The sequence below is a fragment of the Mycolicibacterium sp. ND9-15 genome, assembly GCF_035918395.1.
Taxonomy (GTDB): Bacteria; Actinomycetota; Actinomycetes; order Mycobacteriales; family Mycobacteriaceae; genus Mycobacterium.
The window spans coordinates 1,393,021-1,417,355 of sequence record NZ_CP142362.1 but is presented as its reverse complement, the minus strand read 5'-3'; the positions used below and the strand labels follow the sequence as shown (position 1 = coordinate 1,417,355).

Below are 24,335 nucleotides of genomic sequence, written 5' to 3'. Positions count from 1 at the left end.
CCATGGCTGAGCTGAAGATCACCCAGGTGCGCAGCACCATCGGTGCGCGCTGGAAGCAGCGGGAGAGCCTGCGGACGTTAGGGCTGCGGAAGATCCGCCAGTCCGTCGTCCGCGAGGACAACGCGCAGACGCGTGGTCTGATCAAGACCGTGCATCACCTCGTAGAGGTCGAGGAGGTCAAGTGACTATCAAACTGCACGACCTGAAGCCGGCACCCGGGTCGAAGACCGCCAAGACCCGCGTGGGTCGCGGTGAGGGTTCGAAGGGTAAGACCGCGGGTCGCGGCACCAAGGGCACCAAGGCCCGCAAGAACGTCCCCGCGACGTTCGAGGGCGGTCAGATGCCGATCCACATGCGGCTGCCGAAGCTGAAGGGATTCCGTAACCGGTTCCGCACCGAGTATGAGGTCGTCAACGTCGGAGACATCAACAAGCTGTTCCCCAAGGGCGGCGACGTCGGCGTCGACGAACTGGTGGCCGCGGGTGCGGTGCGTAAGAACACGCTGGTGAAGGTGCTCGGCGACGGTAAGCTCACCGTGAAGGTGAACGTCACCGCGCACAAGTTCAGCGGTAGCGCACGCGAGAAGATCACATCCGCGGGCGGATCATGCACTGAAGCCGCGGGCGGTTCCGCGACCGAGCTCTGAGTCTATTTCTAAGCGACGACCCGCACGCTCAGCGTGCGGGTCTGTCGCTTTCGCGCGGTTTGTCAGCCGCCGATCTCGGCCAGCGCGAGCAGCGCAAGCACGATCGTCGCTACAGCCAGCACGCCATGTGCGACCACCACCGGTACGGGGAACGAGCGCTCAGGCGGCAGTTGAGCGGACGAGGGCGCCGCGGCATTGTCGCGACGGGTGGGCAGCCAGCGGGCGAGCATGATGAAACCCAGGATCGCGGCCGGGGCAAGCAATGCCACACCGATCCAGCCGATCGGGTGGTTGTCGGTGATCACGTAGATAACCCAAAGCACCAAGCCGGCGGCGGCGAGCGCGAAGTGCCCGAAAACCACGCCGGGCGGTAGCTGCGATGTGGTTGTCCCGCGGTGACCTCCGCCACTCACCCATTTCGCGAGCAGGAATGCGCCCCCTCCCGCGGTAAGAACCCACAGAATCAGGGATGCGATGGCCATAGCAGTCCTCCTGTCAGCTCTGCTTTTGATATCCCTCCGCCTGCACCGACTCCCTGGCGACCCGTACGCCGTACCGGTACGAGAGCATGCCGCCCAGATAGCCGGACAATCCGAGCGCCGCCAACGAAATCAGCGAAAGCACCAGCGGTCCCAGACTCACGGCGGTGTCGTCGACCGGGGTGCTGTGCCGCCATGCGAAATTGGCGATGTAACCGACGGTCACCGCCAGGTTGAGCGTCATGTGGATGAGCGCGATGCGGAACGCCGGCGTGCCGGACGGGATGGCGATCAGATCGAGCAGGCCGATCATCGCTGCAGCACCGGCGCCGACCACTCCGATGCCGATCAGCCACTTCGAACCCTCCGTAAGGAAGCCGGGACGGTCGACGAGGTGAGAGGCGATGTCGAATACCAGGCTGCACACCCAGGCACCGATGGGGATGGTCACGAGAATCGGATGAAACGGGTGCCCGTAGGGGCCCGCCAGGAGTCTGCTGACCGGCTGCTTTGCTTGCTCGAGGTACTCGCTCACCGTGAATCCAACTGCGTCGTTTCGACAACTAATGTTGGTCCTACCCGCTCGGTCTAGTCAAGGCCGGTGCGACGCTGCGAACTCCGGCGCAGATTCTGGCTTCGACGGTGCGCGAGGCTGAGCATGGATCGGCGGTGCCGAACGGGGCATGGCATTGGCCGAAAACCTGCTCGCGCCGCAGGGTTTCGAGCTCTACCGTAGTCCTGCGGCATGTATGCGTTCGAGTAACTACCACGCGTTCATTTTCGCTCGCTGCCCCGCGAGTGACGCACGCCCTCGCTTAGCCCGATCGTTGAAATCTATTCGGCGGCAGGTTGTTTCGTAATGCCTGGTGCATCGGCGAGGTCTTTTTTCCGACGGGGTTCTGCGCGCCACCACCGATGTGTCTTGCACGTGTACGGCATCGCCGGTGTGCCAGGCACCTGCCATGCTGCCCCTGGATGCGGTGCAGCCGGTCCAGCACCGGCTGGCTGGCGCGCGTCCTCGCCGACCACCAGGTATACCGGCCGTGCCCCGCGTCAGTACAGACTGGTCTGGGGCCGCGAGCGTGCGCTTCTGATTGAGTCTGCCCGGTGTGTCGTGTGCAAACGTGCACGCTCGCGAAGGAAAACGTGGGCATCTTGCGGGTCGGTAGTCTCGGGGCATGCTCGCTTTCCTGCCCGGCATTCCCGGAGTCGACGATCTGCGCGCGGTGGTCCGCAAGGTGGATACCGCCCGCCACCGCGGTGTGCCCGACGGATGCCTGCTTGAGCTCGACCTCATGTCGGCGCCGAACGAGACCGGCGGCTTCGATCCGTTCGCGTTGATCGCCGGCGGCGGACGCCCGTTGTTGTTGCGCGAAACCATCGCCGCGATTCACCGAGCCGCCGAGGATCCGCGGGTGTCCGGCATGATCGCTCGGGTTCAGCTCTCGGCTGCCGCGCCGGGGCCTGTGCAAGAGTTGCGCGAGGCGGTCGTCGCCTTCAGCGACGTCAAGCCGTCCGTGGCGTGGGCGGAAACCTACCCCGGCACGCTTTCGTACTACCTTGCGTCGGCGTTTCGTGAGGTGTGGATGCAGCCGTCGGGCACCGTGGGCCTGGTCGGCTTCGCCACCAGTGCGCTGTTCCTGCGCGGTGCGCTGGACAAGGCGGGCATCGAACCCGAGTACATCTCTCGGGGTGAATACAAGACCGCGGTGAACCGTTTGACCGAGGAGAAGTACACTGACGCCGATCGTGAGGCGGTCAGCCGGATCCTCGAGAGCCTGCACAGTCAGGTGTGGCAGGCGGTTGCCGAGTCCCGGCACCTCGACGCCGCGCAGATCGACGCGCTGGCGGACAAGGCGCCCCTGCTGCGCGAGGACGCCCTCAGCGGACGGTTGATCGACCGTGTCGGCTTCCGCGACGAGGCATACGCGCGCATCGGCGAACTCGTTGGTGCGCCCGGCATCTCGCCGGAAACCGGAGATGCGGACTCCGAGGACGCACCTCCGCGGCTGTACCTGTCGCGGTACGCGCACGCCACTGCTCCACGACCGATGCCCCCGATACCGGGGCGTAAGGCCAAGCCCACCATCGCCGTCGTCACCGTGCATGGTCAAATCGTCAGCGGCCGAGGCGGCCCGCAACTGCTTCCGGTGGGCAGGTCGAGCATTGGGGCCGACACCCTCGCCGCGGCGCTGCGGGACGCCGCTGCGGCCGACGCGGCGGCGATCGTGCTCCGAGTGGACAGCCCGGGCGGTACGGTCACCGCCTCGGAAACCATCTGGCGCGAAGTCGGTCGCGTGCGCGAAGGCGGGATACCGGTGGTGGCATCGATGGGCGCGATGGCGGCGTCGGGCGGTTATTACGTGTCGATGGGCGCCGACGCGATCGTCGCCAACCCGGGAACCATCACCGGCTCCATCGGTGTCTTTACCGGCAAGCTGATCGCTCGTGGACTCAAGGAGCGCCTGGGCGTGGGCATCGACTCGGTGCGCACCAACGTCAACGCCGACGCATGGTCCATCGACCAGCCGTTCACCGAGGAGCAACGCGCAGGGGTGGAGGCGGAAGCCGACCTGGTTTACGCCGACTTCGTCGAGCGAGTCGCCGCGGGCCGCAACATGACGGTCGAGGCCGTCGAGGCGGTCGCGCAGGGCCGGGTATGGACGGGCGCCGACGCACTGGAGCGGGGCCTGGTTGACGAACTCGGGGGCCTGCGCACCGCGATCGCCCGGGCGAAGGTGCTGGCCGGCCTGAAATCCGACGCCGACGTCCGCATCATCGGCTACCCGGGGTCGTCGCTGATGGACCTGTTGCGGCCCAGGCCGTCGTCGCAGCCGGCCGCCGCGTCGCTGCCCGACGCGGTCGCCGTGCTGCTCGGCCGGTCCGTGGCCGCGATGCTGGGCCAGGCGCAGCAGTCGCTGAGCGGCGTCAGCGCACTCCAGCTCGGCGAATATCGCTTCTAGCCCAGCCTGCAGGGATGGCGTTCTCGGCGGCCGGCAAGCGGGTGCTCATCACCGGCGCCTCATCGGGTATCGGCGCTTCGCTGGCCCGGCGGCTGACGCTGTACTTCGAAGAGATCAGCTTGGTCGGCTCGAACGCTTTTCGGTCTGGAGGAGGTCGAAGGTGTGCGCGGGCATGCGATCGCCCATTATCTCGACATGGCCGCCGACGGTCGAGTGGATCTGCGCCCCATGCTGACTCACACGTTCCGGCTCGAGCGGTGGCGAGACGCGTTCTGGGCACTCGCCAACCAGGGCGAGTCGGGCGCCGTCAAGTCGCCATCGACCAGCGCTGACCGAGCGGTGGTTCTGGCGCGAGCGACCGCTGTTGTACAAGATTCTGCGGCGTGTTCGTGTGCAAACACGGTCGCTCGCCGGGATTGGTTAGTTGGAGCGCAGGTAGCCGTAGACCGCGGCGAAATTGTTGTTCACCTCGTCGGGTATCGGCACCGCCCCACCGAGTGCTCTTGCACCCCAAACGATCTGGGCTGTCCGCTCGACGAGGGCCGTCACGTGCAGAGCCTTGTCGGGGCGGGGTGCAACCGCGACGAGTCCGTGGTTGGCGATCAGCGCGGCGGCTCGGCCCTCGAGCGCCTTCACCGCATTGCGGCCGACATCGGGAGTGCCCGAGACGGCGTAGTCGGCGCAGCGGATCTCCCCGCCGCAGTACACCGCGAACTCGTCGACACAAGCCGGAATGGGTTGGTGCGCAACGGCGAACATGGTGGCCCACACGGGGTGGCTGTGGATTACGCTGCCGATGTCGTCGAACGCGCGGTAACACGCCAGATGCAGCGCCATCTCCGTTGACGGTGCCCGGCCCTCTTTCGCTGCCAAGACCGCGCCTTCGGGGTCGACCACGACGAGGTCGTCGAGCGCCATGTCGCGATAGTCGACCGACGACGGAGTGATGACGATGTTGCCGTCCTCGCGTCTGGCCGAGATGTTTCCAGCTGTGCCCTCCACCAGGCCACGGCGCAACATGTCCTTGGCCGCGGTGAGCACGGCGTCTTCGGGGTGATCGACGAATCTCATCCGGTCAGCACCTCCGGGTTGACGAGGTTGACGGGCCTGCGGCCGGCGACGAGTGCCTCCAGGTCGTCGGCGACCATCTGCGCCTGGCGCGCCTCAGTGTTCCACGTCGCCCCGCCGATGTGCGGCGTGAGCACGACGTTCGCCATGGTGGTCAGCGGATGGTCGCTCGGCAGGCACTCGCCGACGAAGTGGTCCAGCCCGGCCGCCGCGACCTTGCCGCTGCGCAGCGCCGCGACGAGCGCGTCGGTGTCGTGCAGTTGCGCGCGGGCGGTGTTGAGGAACACCGCGCCGTCGCGCATCGCGGCGAACTGCTCGACGCCGATCATGCCGATCGTCTCCTCGGTGACCGGTGCGTGCATCGACACGATGTCCGCCTCGGCCAGCAGGCGTTCCAGGCTGTGGCGGGCTTCGTCCTGATATGGGTCGTGCGCGATCACCGAGACCCCGAGACCCTGCAGCCGCCACCGCAGCGCGCGCGCCACCGCACCCAACCCGACCAGACCGGCCGTCCGCCCCGCGATCTCCCACGCCCGAAACCGTTGATAGGGGATGGTCCCGTCGCGGAACACCTGGCCCGCGCGGACGTCGGCGTCGCCGGACAGTACGTGCCGGGTAGCCGCGAACAGCAGTGCGACCGCCATCTCGGCGACGGCGTCGGCGTTGCGGGCTGGGGTGTGCAGTACCGGGATACCCGCCGCGGTCGCACCGGCGACGTCGACGTTGTTGGGATCGCCACGGGTGGCCGCGATCGCCCGCAGCGGCAGCTCGAACACCGGCCCGCTGATCGAGTCGCCCTCCACCACAAGCGCATCGGCCCGCTCGGTCGCCGCACGCTCGGCCAGCTGATCGGCACTGTAGATCCGCAGCGGGCGCAGCTCGATCCAGGGGTCGTAGACGACATCGGCCAGTTCGTTGAGCTTGGCGAAACCCGGCCCGCGAAGCGGGGCGGTCACGAGCACGCGAAGTCGGGTCACATCTGCCCATGCTGGCGTACGGTGACGCGCGTGTCAGCCAAAGAGGTGACAATCGGTCTCGACATCGGCACCACCGCCGTCAAGGCCGTGGCCGCCGACGCGGACGGTCAAGTGGTCGCCAGGACACGGATCCCTCACCAGTTGCGCGTGCCCGGCCCAGATCGCTTCGAGCATGATGCCGACCAGGCGTGGCGGCAGGGTCCGCTGACCGCGTTGCAGCAGCTGGGCCGGCCCGACGCCGCCGCGCTCGCCGTCACCGCGATGGTGCCGTCGCTGACGGCTGTCGACGTCGAGGGCAGGCCGCAGACACTGGGGCTGTTGTACGGCGACGTTCGTGGTCGCGCAGCGGCGGGTCCGGACTCGAGATTCCTCTCCGGGGAGGCGATGGAGTTCCTGCGCTGGACCGCGGGGCAGCTGCCGGACGCGCACGGCTACTGGCCGGCGGCGGCGGTGGCCAATCACGCGTTGGCCGGTGAGCCGGTCATCGACACCGCCACGGCAAGCACGATGTATCCGTTGTTCGACGGTGCCGAGTGGAATGAAAAGGCTTGTGTCGAAGGAGGTGTGACGTCGGATCGGCTGCCGCGGGTGGCGGCGACGGGTAGGGAGGTGGGGCGGGTTCTCGGCACCGGTACCGTGCTCGGCACCGCTGCGGTGGACGCGATGTGTGAGCAGATCGTGGGGGGAGCCGACCGCGACGGCGACGTGCTGGTGCTGTGCGGCACCACGCTGATCGTGTGGCTGACGATTCCGGAGTACCGCGAGGTGCCCGGCCTGTGGACGCTTCCGCACACGATGCCGGGGAAGTATCAAATCGGCGGGCCGAGCAACGCCGGCGGGCTGTTCCTCAACTGGGTGGACCGCGTTGTGGCACCGGGGGAGACCGACGCCGACCCGCGGCGAGTTCCGGTGTGGACGCCGTACCTGCGCGGTGAGCGCGTCCCTTTGCACGACCCAGACCGCCGGGGGATGCTGCACGGCCTGGACCTGACGCACGACGGCGCATCCGTGCGGCGGGCCGCGTTCGAGGCGTCGGCATTCACGGTGCGCCGACTCATCGAGATGGCCGGGGCGCCGACGCGGCGAATCGTCGCGACGGGTGGCGGCACGCACGTCGCCTCATGGATGCAGGCCATCGCCGACGCTACCGGATTGCCGGTCGAGGTGTCGGCGGTCGCGGAGGGCGCCGCACTTGGTGCGGCGTTCCACGCCCGGATGGCTGCCGGCCTGGAGTCGTCGATCACCGATGCCGCTCGCTGGGCCGGCACCGACCGCGTCGTCGAGCCGGATGCCGCGTGGGTCGAGCCCACACAGGAGCGCTACGGCAGGTTCCTGGGCTTGGCGAAGTGAGGGAACGGCGACGATAAGAGTCAGTGCTTGATCGCAGACAGGTAGCTCATGTCGCTGAACAAGCCGATCGTACTGTCCTCGTCGAAGGTAAAACCGTTGGCCGCGTAGGCGTCCGGCATCTTCTGCGTGGTGACGTCCCAGCCGTGGCCGGTCAGATAGTCGACGACGTCGTTGCGGTCGCCGTGATAGATGAGCTCACTCATCTCGATCTCGTGCCCATAGGTCTTGAGGCGCTCGGCGATCTCCCGCGACCGTTCGTCGGAGAACATGCTGACGTCGGGGATGTGTTCGCAGGCGACCCGACTGCCCGGCGCACTGAGTTCGTCGATCCGGTCGAACAGCAGATCCTGCGCCTCGGGTGGTAGATAGATGAGCAGTCCTTCGGCGATCCAAGCGGTGGGTTGCGCCGGGTCGAACCCGTTGTCCAGCAATACTTTGGGCCAGTCGTCACGCAGGTCGACCGCCAACGCGCGCCGCTCCGCCGTCGGCTCGGCGCCCAACTCCGCCAGTGTCCGACTCTTGAACGCGATGACCTCTGGCTGATCCAGTTCGAACACCGTCGTGCCGGCCGGCCAGGCCAGCCGATAGGCGCGTGCGTCCAGACCCGCGGCCAGGATCACCGCCTGGCGCACACCTGCTTTCGCGGCATCGGTGAACAACCGATCGAAGTGGCGGGTCCGCACCGCCATGCCCTCTGCCGCGCGGCGGGTGTTGAACCGTGGGTCGACGTCCTCGAGGTTGATCTCGCCGTCGAGTGCGCGCACGAAGAATTCCAGCCCGACCGTCCGCACCAGTGGTTCGGCGTACGGGTCCTCGATCAAACCCTCGCGGTGGCTCAGTACGCGCTGTGCGGCCACCATCGTCGCGGTCGAACCGACGCTGGACACCAGGTCCCAGGAATCGTTGTCAGTGCGGGCCATGCTGCTCCTCAGTTTCGGGTCGCGACGATCGCTAGCGAATCACGCATCGGTGTAAGTAAATCCGTGTCCGGGAACTCCCGGCCGTAGGCGGCGAACACCTCGGGGCGGGTCCTGGCGGACACCTGCCAGCCGCGCTCGGCGAGATAGTTGACGACGTGGTGACGCTCGCCGGAGTAGAACAGATCGGAGATGTCGACGTTCGCGCCGCGCTCGCCGAATTGCCGGCTGATCGCCTTGCTGCGTTCGCCGATCGTCGCTGCGCCGTCCGGGTGGTACTCGGTCGCGAGGCTGCTCCCCGCGGCGCTCAACGCGGTGATGTCGTCGAACAGCCGGTCCTGCGCATCCGGCGGCAGGTAGACCAGCAAACCCTCGGCGCTGAACGCCGTCGGCTGTGAAGAATCGAAACCGCTGTCGCGCAACGCCTTCGGCCAGTCCTCGCGGAGATCGACGCCCACCGCGCGCAATTCCGCCGCCGGGGCAGCGCCCAGCGTCGCCATCGTCGTGGTCTTGAACTCGATGACCTGTGGCTGGTCGATCTCGTAGACGACGCACCCGTCCGGCCACGGCAGCCGGTAGGAGCGCGAATCCAGCCCGGACGCCAGGATCACCGCCTGCCGGATGCCGGCGGTCGTCGCTCCAACGAAGAAGTCGTCGAAGAACCGCGTCCGCACCGCGATCAGGTGGGCCATGAACTCCGCCCCGGCTCCGTCGATGTCGTTGACCTCGACCTCACCGTCGACTAGGCGCGTGAAGAAGTCCAGCCCGACGGCACGCACCAGCGGCGCGGCGAACGGATCGTCGAACAGCGGGTCCGGCGCACGGCTGGCCAACGCGCGGGCAGCGGCGACCATGGTCGCGGTGGTGCCCACGCTGGAGGCGGGGTCCCAGGTGTCCGAGTCCGTGCGTGTCATGCCTCGAGTATCCCGGTGACGTACTGCAGCTCCCCGAAATTGCCGGCCTCGTCGTCCTCGGGCAGCGGCGGCAGACCGTTGTCGGCCAGCAGTTCGCCGATGGTGCGCCGGCTGACCCGCCAGCCGCGGTCGGCCAGGTAGGCGCCGGCCTCGTTGCGATCCCCGAGGTAGACGAGCTCGGCGAAGTCCAGCTCGAAGCCGTGCTCGCGCCACCGCTGCGCAGCCTCCTGCATCCGCGCCACGGCCTTGTCGCGATCGGCCTCGTCGATACCGCTCGGCCCGCTCTCGACGGCGACCCGGCTCCCGGGAGCGCTCAGCTCGGTGATCGTGTCGAGCAGCTTGTCCTGCGCCTCCGGCGGCAGATAGCCGAGCAGGCCCTCGGCACTCCATGCCGTGGGCAGCGACGGATCGAATCCGGCCGCCGTCAAGGCCGCCGGCCAGTCGTACCGCAGGTCGATCGCCACGGTCCGGCGCTCAGCGGTCGGTACGGCACCGAACTCGGCCAGCGCTCGACTCTTGAACGAGATGACCTCCGGCTGGTCGATCTCGTAGACCGTCGTCCCGGCCGGCCAGGCCAATCGGTAGGCGCGCGCGTCCAGGCCCGACGCCAAAATCACCGCCTGCCGGATGCCCGCCGTGCCGGCGTCGGTGAAGAAGTCGTCGAAAAACCTCGTCCGCACGGCCATGTTGTCGGTCATCCGCGCCATCCCGACCGACGCCCCGGAATCTGCGGAGTCCGCATCGAGGTCCTCGATCCTGAGCTCACCGCTGGCGAGCCGGGAAAAGAAGTCCACCCCGACGGCGCGCACGAGCGGTTCGGCGTACGGATCGCAGATCAGCGGCTTATCGCCGGTGCTGGCGATCGCCCGCGCCGCTGCGACCATGGTCGCCGTCGCGCCGACGCTCGAAGCGAGGTCCCAGCTGTCTCCCTCATATCGTGAGCCCGTCCTCGTCACCATCGACTCCTATCGGTATTAATTAGTGGCTATAACGAGATCGCTCCACGTTATGTTCCCGCGCTGAGAAGCGGCTGTGAGAGCCGACCATCAGCGAGATGCAGGCCAACGGAGCCCTAACTGTTACTCTCGTAGACTGTTTGACGGGCAACTCCGCAGGCTGCGCGCTTGACGGGGGTCCGCATACGACTTAACCAAGACGCTGGTCGAATCCAGCCCCATCCGCACGCCGCGATCAACAGGCCGGCTGCGCAGGAGGAAGAGTGCTCTCGGCTTTCATCTCATCACTGCGGACGGTCGACCTGAGGCGAAAGATCCTGTTCACCCTGGGCATTGTGATCCTTTACCGGGTCGGCGCCTCGATACCGTCGCCGGGGGTCAACTACCCGAATGTGCAGCAGTGCATCGCTGAGGTCAGCGGTGGCGAGGCGGGGCAGATCTACTCGTTGATCAACCTGTTCTCGGGTGGCGCGCTGCTCCAGTTGTCTGTGTTCGCCGTCGGTGTGATGCCCTACATCACCGCGAGCATCATCGTTCAATTGCTGACCGTGGTGATCCCGCGGTTCGAGCAACTGCGCAAAGAGGGCCAGTCCGGCCAGAACAAGATGACGCAGTACACGCGCTATCTGGCTATCGCGCTGGCGATCCTGCAGAGCACCAGCATCGTGGCGCTCGCCGCGAACGGCGGGCTGCTCCAAGGCTGCTCCCTCGACATCATCCAGGGCCAGCACGAGGGTCTGAACATCTTTACGCTGGTCGTCATGGTGCTGGTGATGACCGCCGGCGCGGCGCTGGTGATGTGGATGGGCGAGCTGGTCACCGAGCGGGGCATCGGCAACGGCATGTCGCTGATCATCTTCGCGAGCATCGCCTCGGCGATACCGGGCGAGGGTCAGGCCATTCTCGAGAGCCGGGGCGGCCTGGTGTTCGCCCTGGTCTGCGCGGGCGCGCTGGCGATCATCGTCGGTGTGGTGTTCGTCGAGCAGGGCCAGCGCCGGATCCCGGTGCAGTACGCCAAGCGGATGGTCGGCCGCAAGATGTACGGCGGCACGTCGACGTATCTACCGCTGAAAGTCAACCAGGCCGGCGTCATCCCGGTGATCTTCGCCTCGTCGCTGATCTATATCCCGCAGCTCATCACCCAGCTGATCCAGAGCGGCAGCTCCAACCCCAACGCCAACAACTGGTGGAACTCCCTCGTCGCGAACTACCTCACGGACCCCACCAGCCCGGTGTACATCGCGGTGTACTTCGGTCTGATCGTGTTCTTCACCTACTTCTACGTGTCGATCACGTTCAACCCGGACGAGCGCGCCGACGAGATGAAGAAGTTCGGCGGCTTCATCCCGGGCATCCGGCCGGGTAAGCCCACCGCGGACTACCTGCGTTACGTGCTGAGCCGGATCACCCTTCCCGGCTCCATCTACCTGGGCACCATCGCCGTTCTGCCGAACCTGTTCCTCTCGGTGGGGAGCAGCGGGCCCGTGCAGAACCTGCCGTTCGGCGGTGTTGGCGTTCTGATCCTCGTCGGGGTGGGCTTGGATACCGTGAAACAAATCGAGAGCCAGCTGATGCAACGCAATTACGAAGGGTTCCTGAAGTGAGAGTCGTTCTGCTCGGACCACCCGGTGCCGGTAAGGGCACCCAGGCTCAGAAGCTCTCCGAGAAGCTCGGCATCCCGCAGATCTCGACAGGCGACCTGTTCCGGAAGAACATCGGCGACGGCACCCCGCTGGGGCTGGAGGCCAAGAGCTACCTCGACGCCGGCGATCTGGTGCCCTCGGAGTTGACGAACAAGCTGGTCGAGGACCGCATCGAGCAGCCCGATGCGACCGACGGCTTCATCCTCGACGGTTATCCCCGCTCGGTGGAGCAGGCCAAGGCGCTGGACGAGATGCTCACGCGCCACGACACCAAGCTCGACGCGGTGCTGGAGTTCAAGGTCTCCGAGGACGAACTGTTCAAGCGGCTCAAGTCCCGCGGCCGCGAAGACGACACCGAAGAGGTCATCCGCAACCGGATGCAGGTCTATCGCGACGAGACGTTCCCGCTGCTGGAGTACTACCGCAGCAACAACCTGCAGCAGGTCGACGCGGTCGGCGGGCTGGACGAGGTCTTCGCGCGCGCGCTGCAGGCGCTCGGTCGGTGATCTGGAGTAGTCGATGATCGGCCTGCCCGGCCTGCGGGGCCGCAAGGTCGTAGCGCAGCGCACCTCCGATGAACTCGATGCGATGGCCGCCGCCGGAGCTCTGGTGGCGGCGGCGCTGACCGCGGTGCGCCGGGCCGCTGTCCCGGGTGCTTCCACGCTCGCGCTCGACGAGGTCGCCGAGTCGGTGATCCGCGGCGGCGGCGGCGTACCGTCCTTCCTCGGCTACCACGGCTATCCGGCAAGCATCTGCTCGTCGGTCAATGACCGTGTGGTACACGGTATTCCGTCGGCGAGCGAGACGCTGGCACCCGGTGACCTGGTGTCCATCGACTGTGGCGCCATCGTCGACGGCTGGCACGGCGACGCGGCCATCACGTTCGGTGTGGGGGCACTGATCCCCGTCGACGAGGCCTTGTCGCAGGCGACCAAGGAAGCCATGGAGGCCGGCGCCGCCGCGATGGTGCCCGGCAACCGGCTCACCGACGTCTCGCACGCCATCGAGACCGCGACGCGGGCCGCCGAAAAGCGTTACGGCCGTAAGTTCTCGATCGTCGACGGCTACGGCGGCCACGGCATCGGCAGGCAGATGCACATGGACCCGTTCCTACCCAACGAGGGCGCCCCCGGCCGCGGACCGCATCTGGCGGTCGGCTCGGTGTTGGCCATCGAGCCGATGCTGACCTTGGGCACCACCAAGACGGTGGTGCTCGAGGACGAATGGACCGTCGTCACCGCCGACGGATCGCGGGCGGCGCACTGGGAGCACACGGTCGCCGTCACCGCGGACGGGCCGCGCATCCTCACGCGATAACGCTCACAGGCGCGATACTGAACCCGACGACCGGCAACCTCGTGTCCATGACGGAGGTTGAGTTGGACGACCCGGAAGCGACCGTCATGCGGGTGCTCTACGCGGAGCACGCCGCCGCTATCTGGCGCTACGCGGTGCGGCTGACGGGCGATTCGGCCCGGGCGGAGGATGTCGTGCAGGAGACGCTACTGCGGGCGTGGCGTCACCCCGAGGTGACGGCGGATCGCTCGAGGTCGGCGCGGGCCTGGCTGTTCACGGTGGCCCGTAACCTGATCATCGACGAACGGCGCAGCGCCCGGTTTCGCAGCGAGTCCGGCACCGCCGACATGGAGACGACCGCGGACCGGGCCGGACCCGACGAGGTGGAGGCCGCCTTGGACCGAATGATGCTCGGCGAGGCCATCGGTGAACTGTCCGAGGAGCACCGCGCGGTCATCGACCGCGCGTACTACCAGGGCTGGAGCACGGCGCAGATCGCAGCCGACCTGCACATCGCCGAGGGCACCGTGAAGTCGCGACTGCACTACGGAGTGCGAGCACTGAAGCTGCGGCTGGACGAGATGGGGGTGACACGATGACGGAATTCGAACCGTCCCCCGACCGGGCGGACGAGGATCGGTACGTGACGTGGGACGCCGCCTACGTTCTGGGCTCGCTCTCCAGCGAGGAGCGTCGCCAGTACGAGGAGCACCTGCAGACGTGCGCGCGCTGCAGGGCCGCGGTCACCGAACTCAGCGGAATCCCCGCGTTGTTGAGCAAGGTGAAGCCTGGCGAGTTCCATGACTCGGCGTCCCGCGAACCGCCTCCGGAATTGCTGCCTGACCTGCTGGCCACGGTGCGTGCGCGGCGTCGGCGGTCGCGCTGGATGGCCGCGGCCGCGATCGGCCTGGCCGCCGCGGTCCTGGCGGTTGCCATCGCGATCATGGTGTGGCCGGGCGCATTCGGGGCACCGACCGGCACGCCCCCTCAGGCGGGTCAGCAGTTGGAGATGTCCAAGGTGTCCGAGACGCCGATCAACGCGACCGTCTCGATGACGGGTTTCGGCTGGGGCACCCGCATCGACATGGCATGCACCTACGGTGACTGGGGCAGGCGGGACGCGCCGCCGCAGAACCTGGCGATGGTCGTGGTGAGCCGTGATGGCAGCCACAATCAGGTGGCCACGTGGCTGGGACTGTCCGGCGCCACCGCGTTGCCCAGCGCGAACACCTCGCTGCAGATGGACGAAATCGCTGCGGTGCAACTGGTTTCGCCCGACACCGGCGAGGTGCTTCTCGAACGTTCGCTGTGAATCGCTTTGACGGCCGAACTTGGTCACGCGGTGTCCGAATGTCGCCGTGGGCGACCGCAAGTCCACGCGCGGCGGTGGCGAGGCTGCGGGCCCAAATGTGCTGACTGCGCCGACTGATGCGGTATGAAGGGGCGTGCCCCCAGAACCGTCCCGACCGCCGCGGCAGGACGACGACGACCCGATCGCGCTCGCGCGGGACAACTGGGAACGCTCCGGATGGGGCGATGTCGCCGACGGCATGGTCGCGGTGACGTCCGTGATGCGGGCGCACCAGATTCTGCTGGCCCGCGTCGAAAGCGCACTACGGCCTTATGGCCTGAGCTTTTCTCGGTTCGAATTGTTGAGGCTGTTGGCATTCAGCCGCAACGGCGCACTGCCGATCACCAAGGCCTCCGACCGGTTGCAGGTGCACGTCACCAGCGTCACCCACGCGATCCGTCGCCTGGAGACCGACGGGCTGGTCGAGCGGGTCCCTCATCCGACCGACGGCCGCACCACGCTCGTGCAGATCACCGATCTCGGCCGCTCGATCGTCGAGGACGCCACGGTGACGCTGAACAACGAGGTTTTCGCCGACATCGGGATGTCGGCCGCCGAGTCGCGCGCGCTGGCCGATTCGATCCAGACGCTGCGCCACAACTCGGGAGACTTCTAGTAGCTCAATTCCCCGCCGAAATAGCATTCCTGGTCGTGATCCCGGCGGTTTTACAACCCTGGCTTCTCGCTCGCGGGTATCGACGGCAGCGGGATCGTCGCCGTCACCGCGGTGCCCGCTCCCGGTCGCGACCTGATGTTGAGCCGACCGCCGACGATCTCGGCGCGCTCGGCCATCGACAACAAGCCGTAGCCGCCCATGTCGTCGCCGCCGAGCGGATGCTCGAAGGTGTCGAAACCGATTCCGTCGTCGACGATTTCGAGGCGGGCGACGTCACCGGCATCCGCCGCGTCGACCGTGAACATCAGCCGCGCGGATGTGGCCTTGGCGTGTTTGACGACGTTCTGCAGGCACTCCTGCGCGATCCGGTACAACGCGAGCTCGATGTGGTCGGGCAGCCGCCGCTCCACCAAATCCACCTCGATGCCGATCTGCGGTATCGATCGCGCGAGGCTGGCCAGCCCCCCGGCCAAACCGAGGTCGTCGAGCACGGGCGGACGCAGCCCGCTGATCGCCGCGCGGGCCTCCTGCAGTGTCAGTTCGACCAATTCGCGGGCCTTGGCGAGCTGTTCGGCCACGAGGGCGGGGTCATCGGATCTGGTGGCCGCATCCAGCCGGTAGGACAGCGTCACCAGGCGCTGCGAGATGCCGTCGTGGATATCGCCCGCGAGCCGGCGCCGCTCGAGTTCCTGGGCCTCGATCACCTGCTCGACGAAGTTCTCGTGCGCCCGCTCGCGCGCCACCAGTTGCCGGTGCAGCCGGGCCTGATGCATGGCGCCGGCGATCAACCTGCCGATCACCACGAGCAGCTCGACGTCACGCTCGGTGAACTCGCGGCGCTCGACGGTGTGCACGTTGAGCACGCCGACCAGCCCACCGGGATCGGTCTCCATCGGCACCGACACCATCGACGTGAAGTCCGAGCCGCGCAGCGACTGGAACGGCATGTAGCGCGGATCGGACTCCTTGTCCTGGGTGATCACCACGGGCTCGCGGTGGCTGGCCACCCAACCCGAGATCCCTTGCCCCAGAGGCAGTCTGATCTTGCCGATCTCCGCGTCGAAGGGCGGTGTGGCGCCTGCCAAGGTCAGCGATCGGTCGCTGTCGTCGAGGACGTGCACGAAGCACACGTCGCTGGCGGTCGCGGCGGTGATCATCCGCGCGGCCGCCGCGGCGAGCGGTTCGACACCGGGGCCTTTCGACGCCGCCTGGATCAACTCGCGCAGCAGCGCCAGCTCGCGGTCGGCGGCCAGTGGGTACTGGCTCAGTTCACGCACGGGATCGCCACGACCGTTCACTTGTAGATCCCTTCGCGCAGCGCGGTCGCCACGGCGCCGGTGCGGTCGCTGACACCGAGCTTGCGGTAGATCGAGCTGAGGTGGGTTTTGACCGTCTCGTCACCGATCACCAGCTTGGCGGCGATCGCCCGGTTGGACAGCCCGTTGACCACAAGGGACAGGATCTCGCTCTCGCGCTGCGTCAGGCCCTGCCGCGCACCCGGCCAGAACTCATCCCGCTGCAGCCGTGCAGCCGTGTCGACCGCCCTGGCGGCCATGCCCGGATCGATCGCGGTCTCTCCGCGATGGACGAACTCGAGCTGACGCACCAGTTCGTCGCTGCTGATGCTCTTGAGCAGGTAGCCGGCCGCGCCGACGCGTAATGCCTGGAACAGGTACTGCTCGTCGTCGTATACCGACAGCATGACGACCTTGCGGCCGGTGTCGCGCTCGCGCAGCTCGGCGCACAGGTCCAGGCCGCTGGCACCTTGCATGCGGACGTCGCACAGCACGATGTCGGGGTCGAGATCGTCGATGACGGCGACGGCGCGCTCGGCGCCCACGGCCTGCCCGACCACCTGCACCCGGTCGCTGAACGCCGCCAGCATGGCCTTGAGGCCCTCGATGACCATTTCGTGGTCGTCGACCAGCACAAGACGCACCGGTGGGCTGCTCGGCATGTACCTACCTTAAAGGTGTCTTTTCCAGGCGAAATTAGCAGGTAGGACCAGTTGGTGGGCAAGTCGCCACCGCTGATCCCCCGATTGGGGGAGGTCTGATCGCGGGAGGCGCGCCACTCTTTACCTATGCCGACAACGCAGGAGACGACGTGGCGCGCGGGCCGGTTCTGGTGGGACTGTGCTTCACCTGGTTCTGGCTGTTCGGTGCGTGGTTTGGTGTTCGACCTCGACGCCCTGACCGACATCGAATGCGACGGCCACCGGTTGGCCTACAACGCGGCCTTCGAGATGCACGGGCTGGACTTCGGATGGTCGGTGGCTCGCTACCGGCAACTGCTCGCGCTCAGCGACGAACGGCAGCGAGTGGCGGCCGAACTTCGCAAGCGGTGCGTGGCCAGCGAGTCCGACGTGCTCACCAAGCTGCTCGCCGACGAGATCTACACCACCAAGACCATGTTGTTCGACGAGCTGATCCTCGAGCGTGACCTCATACCGCGGCCGGGGCTGGTCGACTTCGTGATGGATGCGGTCGGTGCCGGCGTCCAGGTCGCCGTCGTGGTGAACGGTCAGCGCGGGTGGGCCGAGCCGCTGGTGCGACAACTGGTCGGCGAAGGCCTCGTGGAGGTCGTGGTCGCCGCCGAGGACGTCGTGAAGCCGACGCCCGATCCCGAGGCGCACCGCCACGCACTGTGGGAGCTTGGCCTGTCCCCGGAGGACGCCATCGCCGTCACCGGTTCGGCCTCAGGACTGCGGGCCGCGACCGCCGCCGGTCTGGCGACCGTGGTGATCACGGGCGAAGGTACGCCGGATATCCCCACCGCGGTCGCGGTCCGGCCGGACTTCGATGGCGCCAATCCGCTGCGCCTTGCCGATTGCCAGCGCCTGCATGCCAACTGGTGGCGCACCCGCAAGCCGACGGCCGCGTAGCGGCCAATCCGGCTGCGGCCGCGTAGCGGCCAATCAGGGGCGGTTACCGGGGCGGTAGTTTCGTGGCATGACCGACATCCCCACTACCGGCGATGCGCTTGCCCGCCTGGACATGCCGCTGGTCGACGCGATGATGACTCAGCGTGCCGTGCGCCGCGTCCTTCCCGACCCCGTCGACGACGCTGTCGTGTTGAGGTGCATCGAGTTGGCGCTACGAGCCCCTACCGGATCGAACGGCCAGAATTGGGAGTTCATCGTGGTGAAGGACCGGGCCGTCAAGGACCAACTCGGCAAACGCTATCGCCAAGCGTGGTCGCTCTACGGCGGGATCGGCCGGCGCCTCACTGCCGGTGACGAGTCGATGCAGAAGATCCTGCGGGCCGTGCAGTGGCAGGTCGACCACTTCAGCGAGATCCCGGTCCTCGTGGTGCCGTGTCTGCGCGGCGGCATGCGGTTGCCGTATATGCCGACGCCGTTCGTGAGCGAGTCGTCATTCTTCGGATCGATCTACCCCAGCGTGCAGAACCTGCTGCTCGCCGCGCGGGCGATGGGACTCGGTGCATCGTTGATCACCCTGCCGCTCTGGAGCGTGACATCTGCCCGCCGAACCTTGGGCCTGCCGTTGACGGTGACACCTGTCTGTGTCGTGCCCCTCGGTTGGCCCCGTGGCCGGTACGGGCCGACGACGCGTAAACCGGTCGGCAAAGTCGCCCATCTCGACCGGTACGGCAACCGCGCGTGGACCGACGCGTCGGGTGGCCAAGACTGAGTTCAGCTGCGTAGCTGTTCGATCACTGCGCTGAAATCCAGCGCCGCGTGATTCTCGTCAGACTCTGCGAACTTCGCGTAGATGTCGGCGGCGTGGCTGCCCAGTGGGGCATTCGAGCCCGTCGACTTGACCGCGTCCATGGCCAGCCCGAGATCCTTGTTCATCAGCGCGGTCGCGAAGCCCGCCTTGAAGTCGTTGTTCGCTGGCGACGTCGGAACCGGTCCCGGCACCGGGCAATTCGTGTGCACCGCCCAGCAGTTACCGGTCGCACCGGTGATCACGTCGAACAGCGACTGTGCCGACAGGCCCAGCCTCTCCGCCAACACGAACGCTTCGCCGATCGCGATCTGCTGCACCGCGAGCACCATGTTGTTGCACAGTTTGGCGGCCTGACCGGTGCCGGAGGCACCGCAGTGAATGATCTTGCCGGCCAACGGTTCCAGCACCGGCCGGGCCCGCTCGACCGCGGCCGCCTCACCGCCGACCATGAACGCCAGCGTGCCGGCGGTCGCACCCTTGACCCCGCCCGACACCGGGGCGTCGAGTTGAGCCAACCCGCGGTCGGCCGCGTGCCGGTTGATGGTGCGGGCGTCGTCGACGGAGATGGTGGAGGTGTCGATGAACAACGTGTCGGCCTTGGCGGCGGGCAGCACTTCGGCGTAGCAGGCCTTGACGATGTCGCCGTTGGGCAGCGAGGTGATCACGACGTCGGCGTCGGCGACCGCCTCGGCGCCGCTGTCGAACACCGATGCGCCCTTCTCGGCGGCAGCCGATTTGAGCGCGGGCACGGGATCGAACGCACGCACGGTCTGGCCGGCGGCGACGAGGTTCGCTGCCATCGGCCCGCCCATGTGGCCCAGCCCCAAGAACGCGATCGTCGTCATCGATATCCTTCCTGCGTTACGCGGACGCGCGCACCTTGGCGGCCTGCGACCGCCCGATGACGACGCGCATGATCTCGTTGGTCCCCTCGAGGATCCGGTGCACCCGCAGGTCCCGGACGATCTTTTCCAGCCCGTACTCGTTGAGGTATCCGTAGCCGCCGTGCAACTGCAGCGCCTGGTCGGCGACCGTATAGCAGGCGTCGGTGACGTAGAGTTTGGCCATCGCGCACAGTTCGACCTTGTCCGGATGGTTGTTATCGAGCGCAGCGGCCGCACGCCACAACAGGTTTCGCGATGTTTCCAGTGCGGTAGCCATCTCGGCGAGGGTGAACCGGATGGTGGGTTCGTCGAGCAGGGCGCCGCCGAACGCCTCGCGGTCCCGCACGTAGGCCGCGGCCTTGTCGTAGGCGGCCCGGGCGCCGCCGAGCGAGCACGCGGCGATGTTGATCCGTCCGCCGTTGAGCCCGTTCATCGCGATCCCGAAGCCGGTGCCCTCTCCGTCCGCGCCGCCCAGCATCGCATCGGCGGGTACGCGGACGCCTTCGAAGATCACTTGAGCGGTGGGCTGGGCGTGCCAGCCCATTTTTTCCTCGTCGGGTCCGAAAGTCAGCCCGGGCGTTCCCTTTTCGACGAGGAACGCAGAGATGCCCCGCGGTCCTTCGCCACCGGTGCGAGCCATCACCACGTACACGTCCGACGAGCCTGCGCCGGAGATGAACTGCTTGACCCCGTCGAGCACGAAGTGGTCGCCCTCACGAACGGCCCTGGTGCGCAACGCGCTTGCGTCGGAGCCGGCGCCGGGTTCGGTCAGGCAGTAGCTGGCGATCAGCTCCATCGACGCCAGCCGCGGCACCAGGCTCTTGCGCTGCTCGGGGGTGCCGTAGGTGTCGACCATCCAGGTGCACATGTTGTGAATCGACAGGAACGCGGCCACCGTCGGGTCCGCCGTGGCGAGCTGCTCGAAGATCCGCACCCCGTCCAGGCGGCGCAGCCCGCTGCCCCCGACGTCCTCGTTGCAGTACACCGCCGCCATTCCCAACTCGGCCGCCTCGCGCAACACGTCGGTGGGGAAGTGGTGCGAAGAATCCCACTCCAACGCGAACGGCGCGAGGCGCTTCTCGGCGAACGCGGCGGCCGTCTCGGCGATCACCCGTTCGTCGTCGTCCAAGCCGAAGTAGTCCATCGAGGTGCCTAGCGGCCTACTTCATCGTGGGAATGACGAACTCGGCGCCATCCTTGATGCCCGACGGCCACCGCTGGGTGACGGTCTTGGTCTTGGTGTAGAACAGGATCGAATGCGGCCCGTGCTGGTTGAGATCGCCGAAGCCGGAGCGCTTCCATCCGCCGAAGGTGTGATACGCCACCGGAACCGGGATCGGCACGTTCACGCCCACCATGCCGACCTGGACCCGCGAGACGAAGTCGCGGGCGGCGTCGCCGTCGCGGGTGAAGATCGCCACGCCGTTGCCGTACTCGTGCTCTGACGGAAGCGCCAGCGCCTCCTCGTAATCCTTCGCGCGCACGATGCACAACACCGGACCGAAGATCTCGTCGGTGTAGATCGACATATCGGTGGTGACGTGGTCGAAGAGCGTCGGCCCGATGAACCAGCCGTTCTCCAGGTTCGCATCGCCGAATTGCATGTCGTCACTGGTGCGTTCGCGTCCGTCGACCACGATCTCCGCGCCCGCCTCGACACCCGCGTCGATGTAGCCGCGCACCCGCTTGAGCGCCGCCTCGGTCACGAGCGGGCCGTAGGTGGCCTTGGGGTCGAGACTGTGTCCGACACGCAGTTCGGCGACCCGCTCGGTGAGGCGGGCGCGCAGGCGGTTCGCGATTTCCTCGCCGACCGGCACCGCCACACTGATCGCCATGCAGCGCTCGCCTGCGCTGCCGTAGCCGGCCCCGATGAGTGCGTCGACGGCCTGGTCCAGGTCGGCGTCGGGCATCACGATCATGTGGTTCTTCGCGCCGCCGAAGCACTGTGCGCGTTTCCCGTTGGCCGTCGCGGTCGAGTAGATGTACTCGGCGATGTCGGAGCTGCCGACGAATCCGACCGCCTGGATCGCCGGGTGCTCGAGGATGGCGTCGACGGCTTCCTTGTCGCCCTGTACGACCTGGAACACCCCCGGCGGCAGCCCAGCGTCGAGGAACAGCTCGGCCAGCCGCAGCGGTACCGAAGGGTCGCGTTCGGACGGCTTGAGGATGAAAGCGTTGCCGCACGCCAACGCGGGCCCGGCCTTCCACAGCGGGATCATCGCCGGGAAGTTGAACGGGGTAATCCCGGCGACGACGCCGAGTGGCTGACGCAACGAGTACACGTCGATACCGGGCCCCGCGCCCTCGCTGTACTCGCCCTTGAGCAGATGCGGGATGCCGACGGAGAACTCGATGACTTCCAGCCCGCGCTGGATGTCGCCGAGCGAGTCCGCATGAGTCTTGCCGTGCTCGAGGCTCAGCAGCTCGGCGAGCTCGTCGGCGTTCTGGTTGACCAGGTCGATGAACTTCATCAGCACGCGGGCGCGACGCTGGGGGTTCCACGCCGCCCACGCCTTCTGCGCCTCGGCGGCACCGGCGACCGCTGCGTCGACGTCGGCGGCCGAAGCCATCGATACCTGCGCCTGAACTTCACCGGTGCTGGGGTTGAAGACGTCGGCGGTGCGGCCGGACTGGCCGTTCGTGCGCTTGCCGTCGATGAAATGCGGAACCTGGTTGGTCATGAACGTGCCCCTCACTACTAGATAGTTGGATATCCTAGTAATGCGGTGGCCAGCGACGCAAGAGCTCCCTGGTGGCGAGAGCGAGTCAGTCGCGAGATAGCAGCCACGGTCGTTGGTGGGCAGCGAACGCAGCCGTGAGAGCTATCTCGCGTGTGATATCAGCCCTCCAACCCGAGCGGGCCGGCCAACTCGGCCAGCGTCGGGAGCAGGACGTCCCACCCGCCGAGCACCTGGATCGCCACGTGATCGGCCCCCGACTCCAAGTGCTCGTTGAGTCGCGCGACGATCGCGTCGGGCGTGCCGTGCGCGACGACTGCGTCGATGAAGCGGTCGCTGCCCGGCTTGGCCAGGTCGTCATCGGTGAAGCCCAGCCGTTTCCAGTTGTTCAGGTAGTTCGACAGGCCGAGATAGAAGTCGACTGTCTGCCTGCCGATCTCGCGAGACGCCTCGGCGTCTCGCGCCAACACGACCTTGTGCTCGGGTGCGATGAACACCGTGGGGCCCAAGAGGTTTCGGGCCTCCCCGGTGTGCTGGGGAGTGGTCAGATACGGGTGCGCCCCGGCGCTGCGCTGTGCCGACAGCTTGAGCACCCTGGGACCCAGCGCGGCTATCACCCGACGGCTCGTCGGCACCTTCTTCGCATCGAGCGCGTCAAGGTACTCCACGAGCACGTCGTAGGGTTTGCGGTACTCCTCGGTGTGCTCGGGATGACCGATGCCGATGCCGAGCACGAACCGCCCCGGATAGGCGTCCTCGACACGGTGATAGGCCTCGGCGACCTCGTCGGCGGGCGCCGTCCACACGTTGATGATGCCGGTGGCGACCGTGAGATTCTCGGTGCGCTCCAGGATGGGCTCGACGTACTCGAGGTTTCCGGCGGGCGATCCGCCGATCCACACCGCGCCGTAGCCGAGTTTCTCGATCTCCTCGGCCTGTTCGGGTTTCGGTACGCCGAACGTCCAGACGCCGTAGCGGCCGAGGTCGGGCTTGAGCTCAGTCATGTGGATCCCTTCGGTGGTGACGTCACTTCAGGCCGAGCGGATCCGCCAATTGAGCCAACGTATCCACCAGCTTGTCGGGTCGGGTGAGCACCTGCACGGGCACGTGGTCGGCGCCCGCGTCGAGATGCTCGTCGAGCCGTGCGGCGATGGCATCGACGGTGCCATACGCCACCACGGCGTCGACAAGCCGGTCACCGCCCGGTTTCGCAATCTCCTCGTCGGTGAAACCCAACCGCTTCCAGCTGTTGAGGTAGTTCGTCAGGTTCAGGTAGATCTCGAGCGCCTTGCGACCGACGGTGCGGGCCTTCTCGGCATCCGTCGTCGGCACCACCTTGTGTTCCGGAGCGATGTACGCGTGCGGGCCGAGTAGTTTTCGTGCCTCCGCGGTGTGTTCTGGCGTCGTCAGGTAGGGATGCGCACCCGCCGAGCGCTCGGCGGCCAACTTGAGCACCCGTGGACCCAGCGCGGCGACCACGCGCCGGTCCTTCGGAACCCCATACTCGTCGAGCTTGTCGAGGTAAGCGACGAGCGCGTCGTACGGCTTCTGGTACTCGGTGTGCGCTTCGGGGTGGCCGACACCGACGCCGAGCAGGAAGCGGCCGGGGTAGGCCTTCTCAATGCGGTGAAAGGACTCACTGACCGGCCCGGCGTCAGCGGTCCAGATGTTGACGATGCCCGTCGCCAGTTTGAGCTGGCTCGTCGGCTCCAGGATCGGTTCCACCCAGGACAACTCGGCCGCGGGTGAACCGCCCGCCCAGATCGCGCCGTAGCCCAGGTCTTCGATGGCCCGCAGTTGCTCAGGCCTCACTTGCTGCCACATCGAATGGTGGCCGAAGGCGCCGTATCGGCCGAGATCGGGTTTCGTCATAGTTGCTCCAACTTTTCGGTGCCGACGGGCTAT

Annotated in this window: 26 protein-coding genes and 1 pseudogene; 13 read left to right on the top strand and 14 right to left on the bottom strand. The window is 67.2% G+C overall.

Annotated elements, in window-relative coordinates:
* The first annotated feature begins 2 nt into the window (after nucleotides 1-2).
* The gene (gene rpmD, locus QGN32_RS06930; RefSeq protein WP_003886889.1) at nucleotides 3-185 is read left to right on the top strand and encodes a 50S ribosomal protein L30; all 183 of its coding nucleotides are present in this window, start codon (nucleotides 3-5) and stop codon (nucleotides 183-185) included.
* A complete protein-coding gene (gene rplO, locus QGN32_RS06925; protein ID WP_326547877.1) occupies nucleotides 182-646 on the top strand; it encodes a 50S ribosomal protein L15 in 465 nt (154 codons plus the stop codon). The genes rpmD and rplO overlap by 4 nt, the downstream gene beginning before the upstream one ends.
* 62 nt (nucleotides 647-708) lie before the next feature.
* Here the strand turns inward: rplO and QGN32_RS06920 are convergent, their stop codons facing one another.
* Both QGN32_RS06920 and QGN32_RS06915 read right to left on the bottom strand, forming a co-directional pair.
* The gene (locus QGN32_RS06920; protein WP_326547876.1) at nucleotides 709-1,128 is read right to left on the bottom strand and encodes a hypothetical protein; all 420 of its coding nucleotides are present in this window, start codon (nucleotides 1,126-1,128) and stop codon (nucleotides 709-711) included.
* A 13-nt stretch (nucleotides 1,129-1,141) separates the two neighbouring features.
* On the bottom strand, nucleotides 1,142-1,660 hold the full coding sequence (locus QGN32_RS06915; protein ID WP_326547875.1) for a DUF2231 domain-containing protein: 519 nt from the start codon (nucleotides 1,658-1,660) through the stop codon (nucleotides 1,142-1,144).
* Between the two features lie 643 nt (nucleotides 1,661-2,303).
* On the opposite strand from QGN32_RS06915, the gene sppA reads away from it, so the two are divergent.
* The gene (gene sppA / locus QGN32_RS06910) at nucleotides 2,304-4,088 is read left to right on the top strand and encodes a signal peptide peptidase SppA (protein WP_326547874.1); all 1,785 of its coding nucleotides are present in this window, start codon (nucleotides 2,304-2,306) and stop codon (nucleotides 4,086-4,088) included.
* A gap of 98 nt (nucleotides 4,089-4,186) precedes the next feature.
* Nucleotides 4,187-4,420, top strand: a pseudogene (locus QGN32_RS06905) (zinc-dependent alcohol dehydrogenase); the annotation flags it as partial.
* An 88-nt stretch (nucleotides 4,421-4,508) separates the two neighbouring features.
* Here the strand turns inward: QGN32_RS06905 and QGN32_RS06900 are convergent.
* Nucleotides 4,509-5,159: an L-fuculose-phosphate aldolase gene (locus tag QGN32_RS06900; RefSeq protein WP_326547873.1), complete on the bottom strand. Its 651-nt coding sequence runs from the start codon at nucleotides 5,157-5,159 to the stop codon at nucleotides 4,509-4,511.
* The gene (locus QGN32_RS06895; RefSeq protein ID WP_326547872.1) at nucleotides 5,156-6,133 is read right to left on the bottom strand and encodes an NAD(P)-dependent oxidoreductase; all 978 of its coding nucleotides are present in this window, start codon (nucleotides 6,131-6,133) and stop codon (nucleotides 5,156-5,158) included. Before QGN32_RS06895 ends, QGN32_RS06900 begins: the two co-directional genes overlap by 4 nt.
* Nucleotides 6,134-6,163: 30 nt before the next feature.
* Here QGN32_RS06895 and QGN32_RS06890 point away from each other — a divergent pair, with 30 nt between their 5' ends.
* Nucleotides 6,164-7,483 (top strand): xylulokinase, encoded by a 1,320-nt coding sequence (locus QGN32_RS06890; protein WP_326547871.1) that lies wholly within the window; start codon nucleotides 6,164-6,166, stop codon nucleotides 7,481-7,483.
* 20 nt (nucleotides 7,484-7,503) lie between these two features.
* Here QGN32_RS06890 and QGN32_RS06885 read toward each other — a convergent pair whose 3' ends face one another.
* Genes QGN32_RS06885 through QGN32_RS06875 form a run of 3 tightly spaced genes read right to left on the bottom strand, consistent with a single transcriptional unit; the run spans nucleotide 7,504 to nucleotide 10,273 of the window.
* The gene (locus tag QGN32_RS06885; RefSeq protein WP_326547870.1) at nucleotides 7,504-8,403 is read right to left on the bottom strand and encodes a class I SAM-dependent methyltransferase; all 900 of its coding nucleotides are present in this window, start codon (nucleotides 8,401-8,403) and stop codon (nucleotides 7,504-7,506) included.
* A gap of 8 nt (nucleotides 8,404-8,411) precedes the next feature.
* Nucleotides 8,412-9,314 carry a class I SAM-dependent methyltransferase gene (locus tag QGN32_RS06880; protein ID WP_326547869.1) on the bottom strand — a complete coding sequence of 301 codons (903 nt, stop codon included), beginning with the start codon at nucleotides 9,312-9,314 and terminating at the stop codon, nucleotides 8,412-8,414.
* The gene (locus QGN32_RS06875) at nucleotides 9,311-10,273 is read right to left on the bottom strand and encodes a class I SAM-dependent methyltransferase (protein ID WP_326547868.1); all 963 of its coding nucleotides are present in this window, start codon (nucleotides 10,271-10,273) and stop codon (nucleotides 9,311-9,313) included. Before QGN32_RS06875 ends, QGN32_RS06880 begins: the two co-directional genes overlap by 4 nt.
* 260 nt (nucleotides 10,274-10,533) lie before the next feature.
* Between QGN32_RS06875 and secY the strand changes: the two genes are divergently transcribed.
* The 6 genes from secY to QGN32_RS06845 all read left to right on the top strand — a co-directional run bounded on the left by secY (nucleotide 10,534) and on the right by QGN32_RS06845 (nucleotide 15,176).
* Nucleotides 10,534-11,874, top strand: a complete 1,341-nt coding sequence (gene secY, locus QGN32_RS06870; RefSeq protein ID WP_326547867.1) for a preprotein translocase subunit SecY — start codon at nucleotides 10,534-10,536, stop codon at nucleotides 11,872-11,874.
* Nucleotides 11,871-12,419 (top strand): adenylate kinase, encoded by a 549-nt coding sequence (locus tag QGN32_RS06865; protein ID WP_326547866.1) that lies wholly within the window; start codon nucleotides 11,871-11,873, stop codon nucleotides 12,417-12,419. The genes secY and QGN32_RS06865 overlap by 4 nt, the downstream gene beginning before the upstream one ends.
* A gap of 13 nt (nucleotides 12,420-12,432) precedes the next feature.
* Nucleotides 12,433-13,230 (top strand): type I methionyl aminopeptidase, encoded by a 798-nt coding sequence (map, locus tag QGN32_RS06860; RefSeq protein WP_326547865.1) that lies wholly within the window; start codon nucleotides 12,433-12,435, stop codon nucleotides 13,228-13,230.
* A 62-nt stretch (nucleotides 13,231-13,292) separates the two neighbouring features.
* Nucleotides 13,293-13,808: a sigma-70 family RNA polymerase sigma factor gene (locus QGN32_RS06855; RefSeq protein WP_326548970.1), complete on the top strand. Its 516-nt coding sequence runs from the start codon at nucleotides 13,293-13,295 to the stop codon at nucleotides 13,806-13,808.
* Nucleotides 13,805-14,521 carry an anti-sigma factor family protein gene (locus QGN32_RS06850; protein ID WP_326547864.1) on the top strand — a complete coding sequence of 239 codons (717 nt, stop codon included), beginning with the start codon at nucleotides 13,805-13,807 and terminating at the stop codon, nucleotides 14,519-14,521. The genes QGN32_RS06855 and QGN32_RS06850 overlap by 4 nt, the downstream gene beginning before the upstream one ends.
* A gap of 133 nt (nucleotides 14,522-14,654) precedes the next feature.
* On the top strand, nucleotides 14,655-15,176 hold the full coding sequence (locus QGN32_RS06845) for a MarR family winged helix-turn-helix transcriptional regulator (protein WP_326547863.1): 522 nt from the start codon (nucleotides 14,655-14,657) through the stop codon (nucleotides 15,174-15,176).
* 50 nt (nucleotides 15,177-15,226) lie between these two features.
* On the opposite strand, the gene QGN32_RS06840 is transcribed toward QGN32_RS06845, so the two are convergent.
* Together QGN32_RS06840 and QGN32_RS06835 are read right to left on the bottom strand one after the other, a co-directional pair.
* Nucleotides 15,227-16,474: a GAF domain-containing sensor histidine kinase gene (locus QGN32_RS06840; RefSeq protein ID WP_326547862.1), complete on the bottom strand. Its 1,248-nt coding sequence runs from the start codon at nucleotides 16,472-16,474 to the stop codon at nucleotides 15,227-15,229.
* The gene (locus QGN32_RS06835; protein ID WP_326547861.1) at nucleotides 16,471-17,133 is read right to left on the bottom strand and encodes a response regulator; all 663 of its coding nucleotides are present in this window, start codon (nucleotides 17,131-17,133) and stop codon (nucleotides 16,471-16,473) included. Before QGN32_RS06835 ends, QGN32_RS06840 begins: the two co-directional genes overlap by 4 nt.
* Before the next feature lie 126 nt (nucleotides 17,134-17,259).
* Here QGN32_RS06835 and QGN32_RS06830 point away from each other — a divergent pair, with 126 nt between their 5' ends.
* Together QGN32_RS06830 and QGN32_RS06825 are read left to right on the top strand one after the other, a co-directional pair.
* Nucleotides 17,260-18,060 carry an HAD family hydrolase gene (locus tag QGN32_RS06830; protein ID WP_326547860.1) on the top strand — a complete coding sequence of 267 codons (801 nt, stop codon included), beginning with the start codon at nucleotides 17,260-17,262 and terminating at the stop codon, nucleotides 18,058-18,060.
* A gap of 67 nt (nucleotides 18,061-18,127) precedes the next feature.
* A complete protein-coding gene (locus QGN32_RS06825) occupies nucleotides 18,128-18,829 on the top strand; it encodes a nitroreductase family protein (protein WP_326547859.1) in 702 nt (233 codons plus the stop codon).
* A gap of 2 nt (nucleotides 18,830-18,831) precedes the next feature.
* On the opposite strand, the gene mmsB is transcribed toward QGN32_RS06825, so the two are convergent.
* The 5 genes from mmsB to QGN32_RS06800 form a co-directional block, all read right to left on the bottom strand.
* The gene (mmsB, locus tag QGN32_RS06820; RefSeq protein WP_326547858.1) at nucleotides 18,832-19,713 is read right to left on the bottom strand and encodes a 3-hydroxyisobutyrate dehydrogenase; all 882 of its coding nucleotides are present in this window, start codon (nucleotides 19,711-19,713) and stop codon (nucleotides 18,832-18,834) included.
* Between the two features lie 16 nt (nucleotides 19,714-19,729).
* On the bottom strand, nucleotides 19,730-20,896 hold the full coding sequence (locus tag QGN32_RS06815) for an acyl-CoA dehydrogenase family protein (protein WP_326547857.1): 1,167 nt from the start codon (nucleotides 20,894-20,896) through the stop codon (nucleotides 19,730-19,732).
* A 16-nt stretch (nucleotides 20,897-20,912) separates the two neighbouring features.
* A complete protein-coding gene (locus QGN32_RS06810; RefSeq protein ID WP_326547856.1) occupies nucleotides 20,913-22,433 on the bottom strand; it encodes a CoA-acylating methylmalonate-semialdehyde dehydrogenase in 1,521 nt (506 codons plus the stop codon).
* A 158-nt stretch (nucleotides 22,434-22,591) separates the two neighbouring features.
* Nucleotides 22,592-23,434 (bottom strand): LLM class F420-dependent oxidoreductase, encoded by an 843-nt coding sequence (locus tag QGN32_RS06805; protein WP_326547855.1) that lies wholly within the window; start codon nucleotides 23,432-23,434, stop codon nucleotides 22,592-22,594.
* A gap of 22 nt (nucleotides 23,435-23,456) precedes the next feature.
* Nucleotides 23,457-24,302: an LLM class F420-dependent oxidoreductase gene (locus QGN32_RS06800; protein WP_326547854.1), complete on the bottom strand. Its 846-nt coding sequence runs from the start codon at nucleotides 24,300-24,302 to the stop codon at nucleotides 23,457-23,459.
* Nucleotides 24,303-24,335 lie beyond the last annotated feature (33 nt).

Bases quoted from the DNA above. Each gene is read 5' to 3' on its own strand.
- QGN32_RS06880 (WP_326547869.1), bottom strand. From the start codon at position 9,314: ATGACACGCACGGACTCGGACACCTGGGACCCCGCCTCCAGCGTGGGC.
- QGN32_RS06825 (WP_326547859.1), top strand. From the start codon at position 18,128: ATGACCGACATCCCCACTACCGGCGATGCGCTTGCCCGCCTGGACATG.
- QGN32_RS06830 (WP_326547860.1), top strand. From the start codon at position 17,260: ATGCCGACAACGCAGGAGACGACGTGGCGCGCGGGCCGGTTCTGGTGG.
- QGN32_RS06850 (WP_326547864.1), top strand. From the start codon at position 13,805: ATGACGGAATTCGAACCGTCCCCCGACCGGGCGGACGAGGATCGGTAC.
- QGN32_RS06885 (WP_326547870.1), bottom strand. From the start codon at position 8,403: ATGGCCCGCACTGACAACGATTCCTGGGACCTGGTGTCCAGCGTCGGT.
- QGN32_RS06810 (WP_326547856.1), bottom strand. From the start codon at position 22,433: ATGACCAACCAGGTTCCGCATTTCATCGACGGCAAGCGCACGAACGGC.
- QGN32_RS06815 (WP_326547857.1), bottom strand. From the start codon at position 20,896: ATGGACTACTTCGGCTTGGACGACGACGAACGGGTGATCGCCGAGACG.
- QGN32_RS06800 (WP_326547854.1), bottom strand. From the start codon at position 24,302: ATGACGAAACCCGATCTCGGCCGATACGGCGCCTTCGGCCACCATTCG.
- rpmD (WP_003886889.1), top strand. From the start codon at position 3: ATGGCTGAGCTGAAGATCACCCAGGTGCGCAGCACCATCGGTGCGCGC.
- QGN32_RS06920 (WP_326547876.1), bottom strand. From the start codon at position 1,128: ATGGCCATCGCATCCCTGATTCTGTGGGTTCTTACCGCGGGAGGGGGC.
- QGN32_RS06835 (WP_326547861.1), bottom strand. From the start codon at position 17,133: ATGCCGAGCAGCCCACCGGTGCGTCTTGTGCTGGTCGACGACCACGAA.
- mmsB (WP_326547858.1), bottom strand. From the start codon at position 19,713: ATGACGACGATCGCGTTCTTGGGGCTGGGCCACATGGGCGGGCCGATG.
- QGN32_RS06875 (WP_326547868.1), bottom strand. From the start codon at position 10,273: ATGGTGACGAGGACGGGCTCACGATATGAGGGAGACAGCTGGGACCTC.
- QGN32_RS06900 (WP_326547873.1), bottom strand. From the start codon at position 5,159: ATGAGATTCGTCGATCACCCCGAAGACGCCGTGCTCACCGCGGCCAAG.
- sppA (WP_326547874.1), top strand. From the start codon at position 2,304: ATGCTCGCTTTCCTGCCCGGCATTCCCGGAGTCGACGATCTGCGCGCG.
- QGN32_RS06805 (WP_326547855.1), bottom strand. From the start codon at position 23,434: ATGACTGAGCTCAAGCCCGACCTCGGCCGCTACGGCGTCTGGACGTTC.
- map (WP_326547865.1), top strand. From the start codon at position 12,433: ATGATCGGCCTGCCCGGCCTGCGGGGCCGCAAGGTCGTAGCGCAGCGC.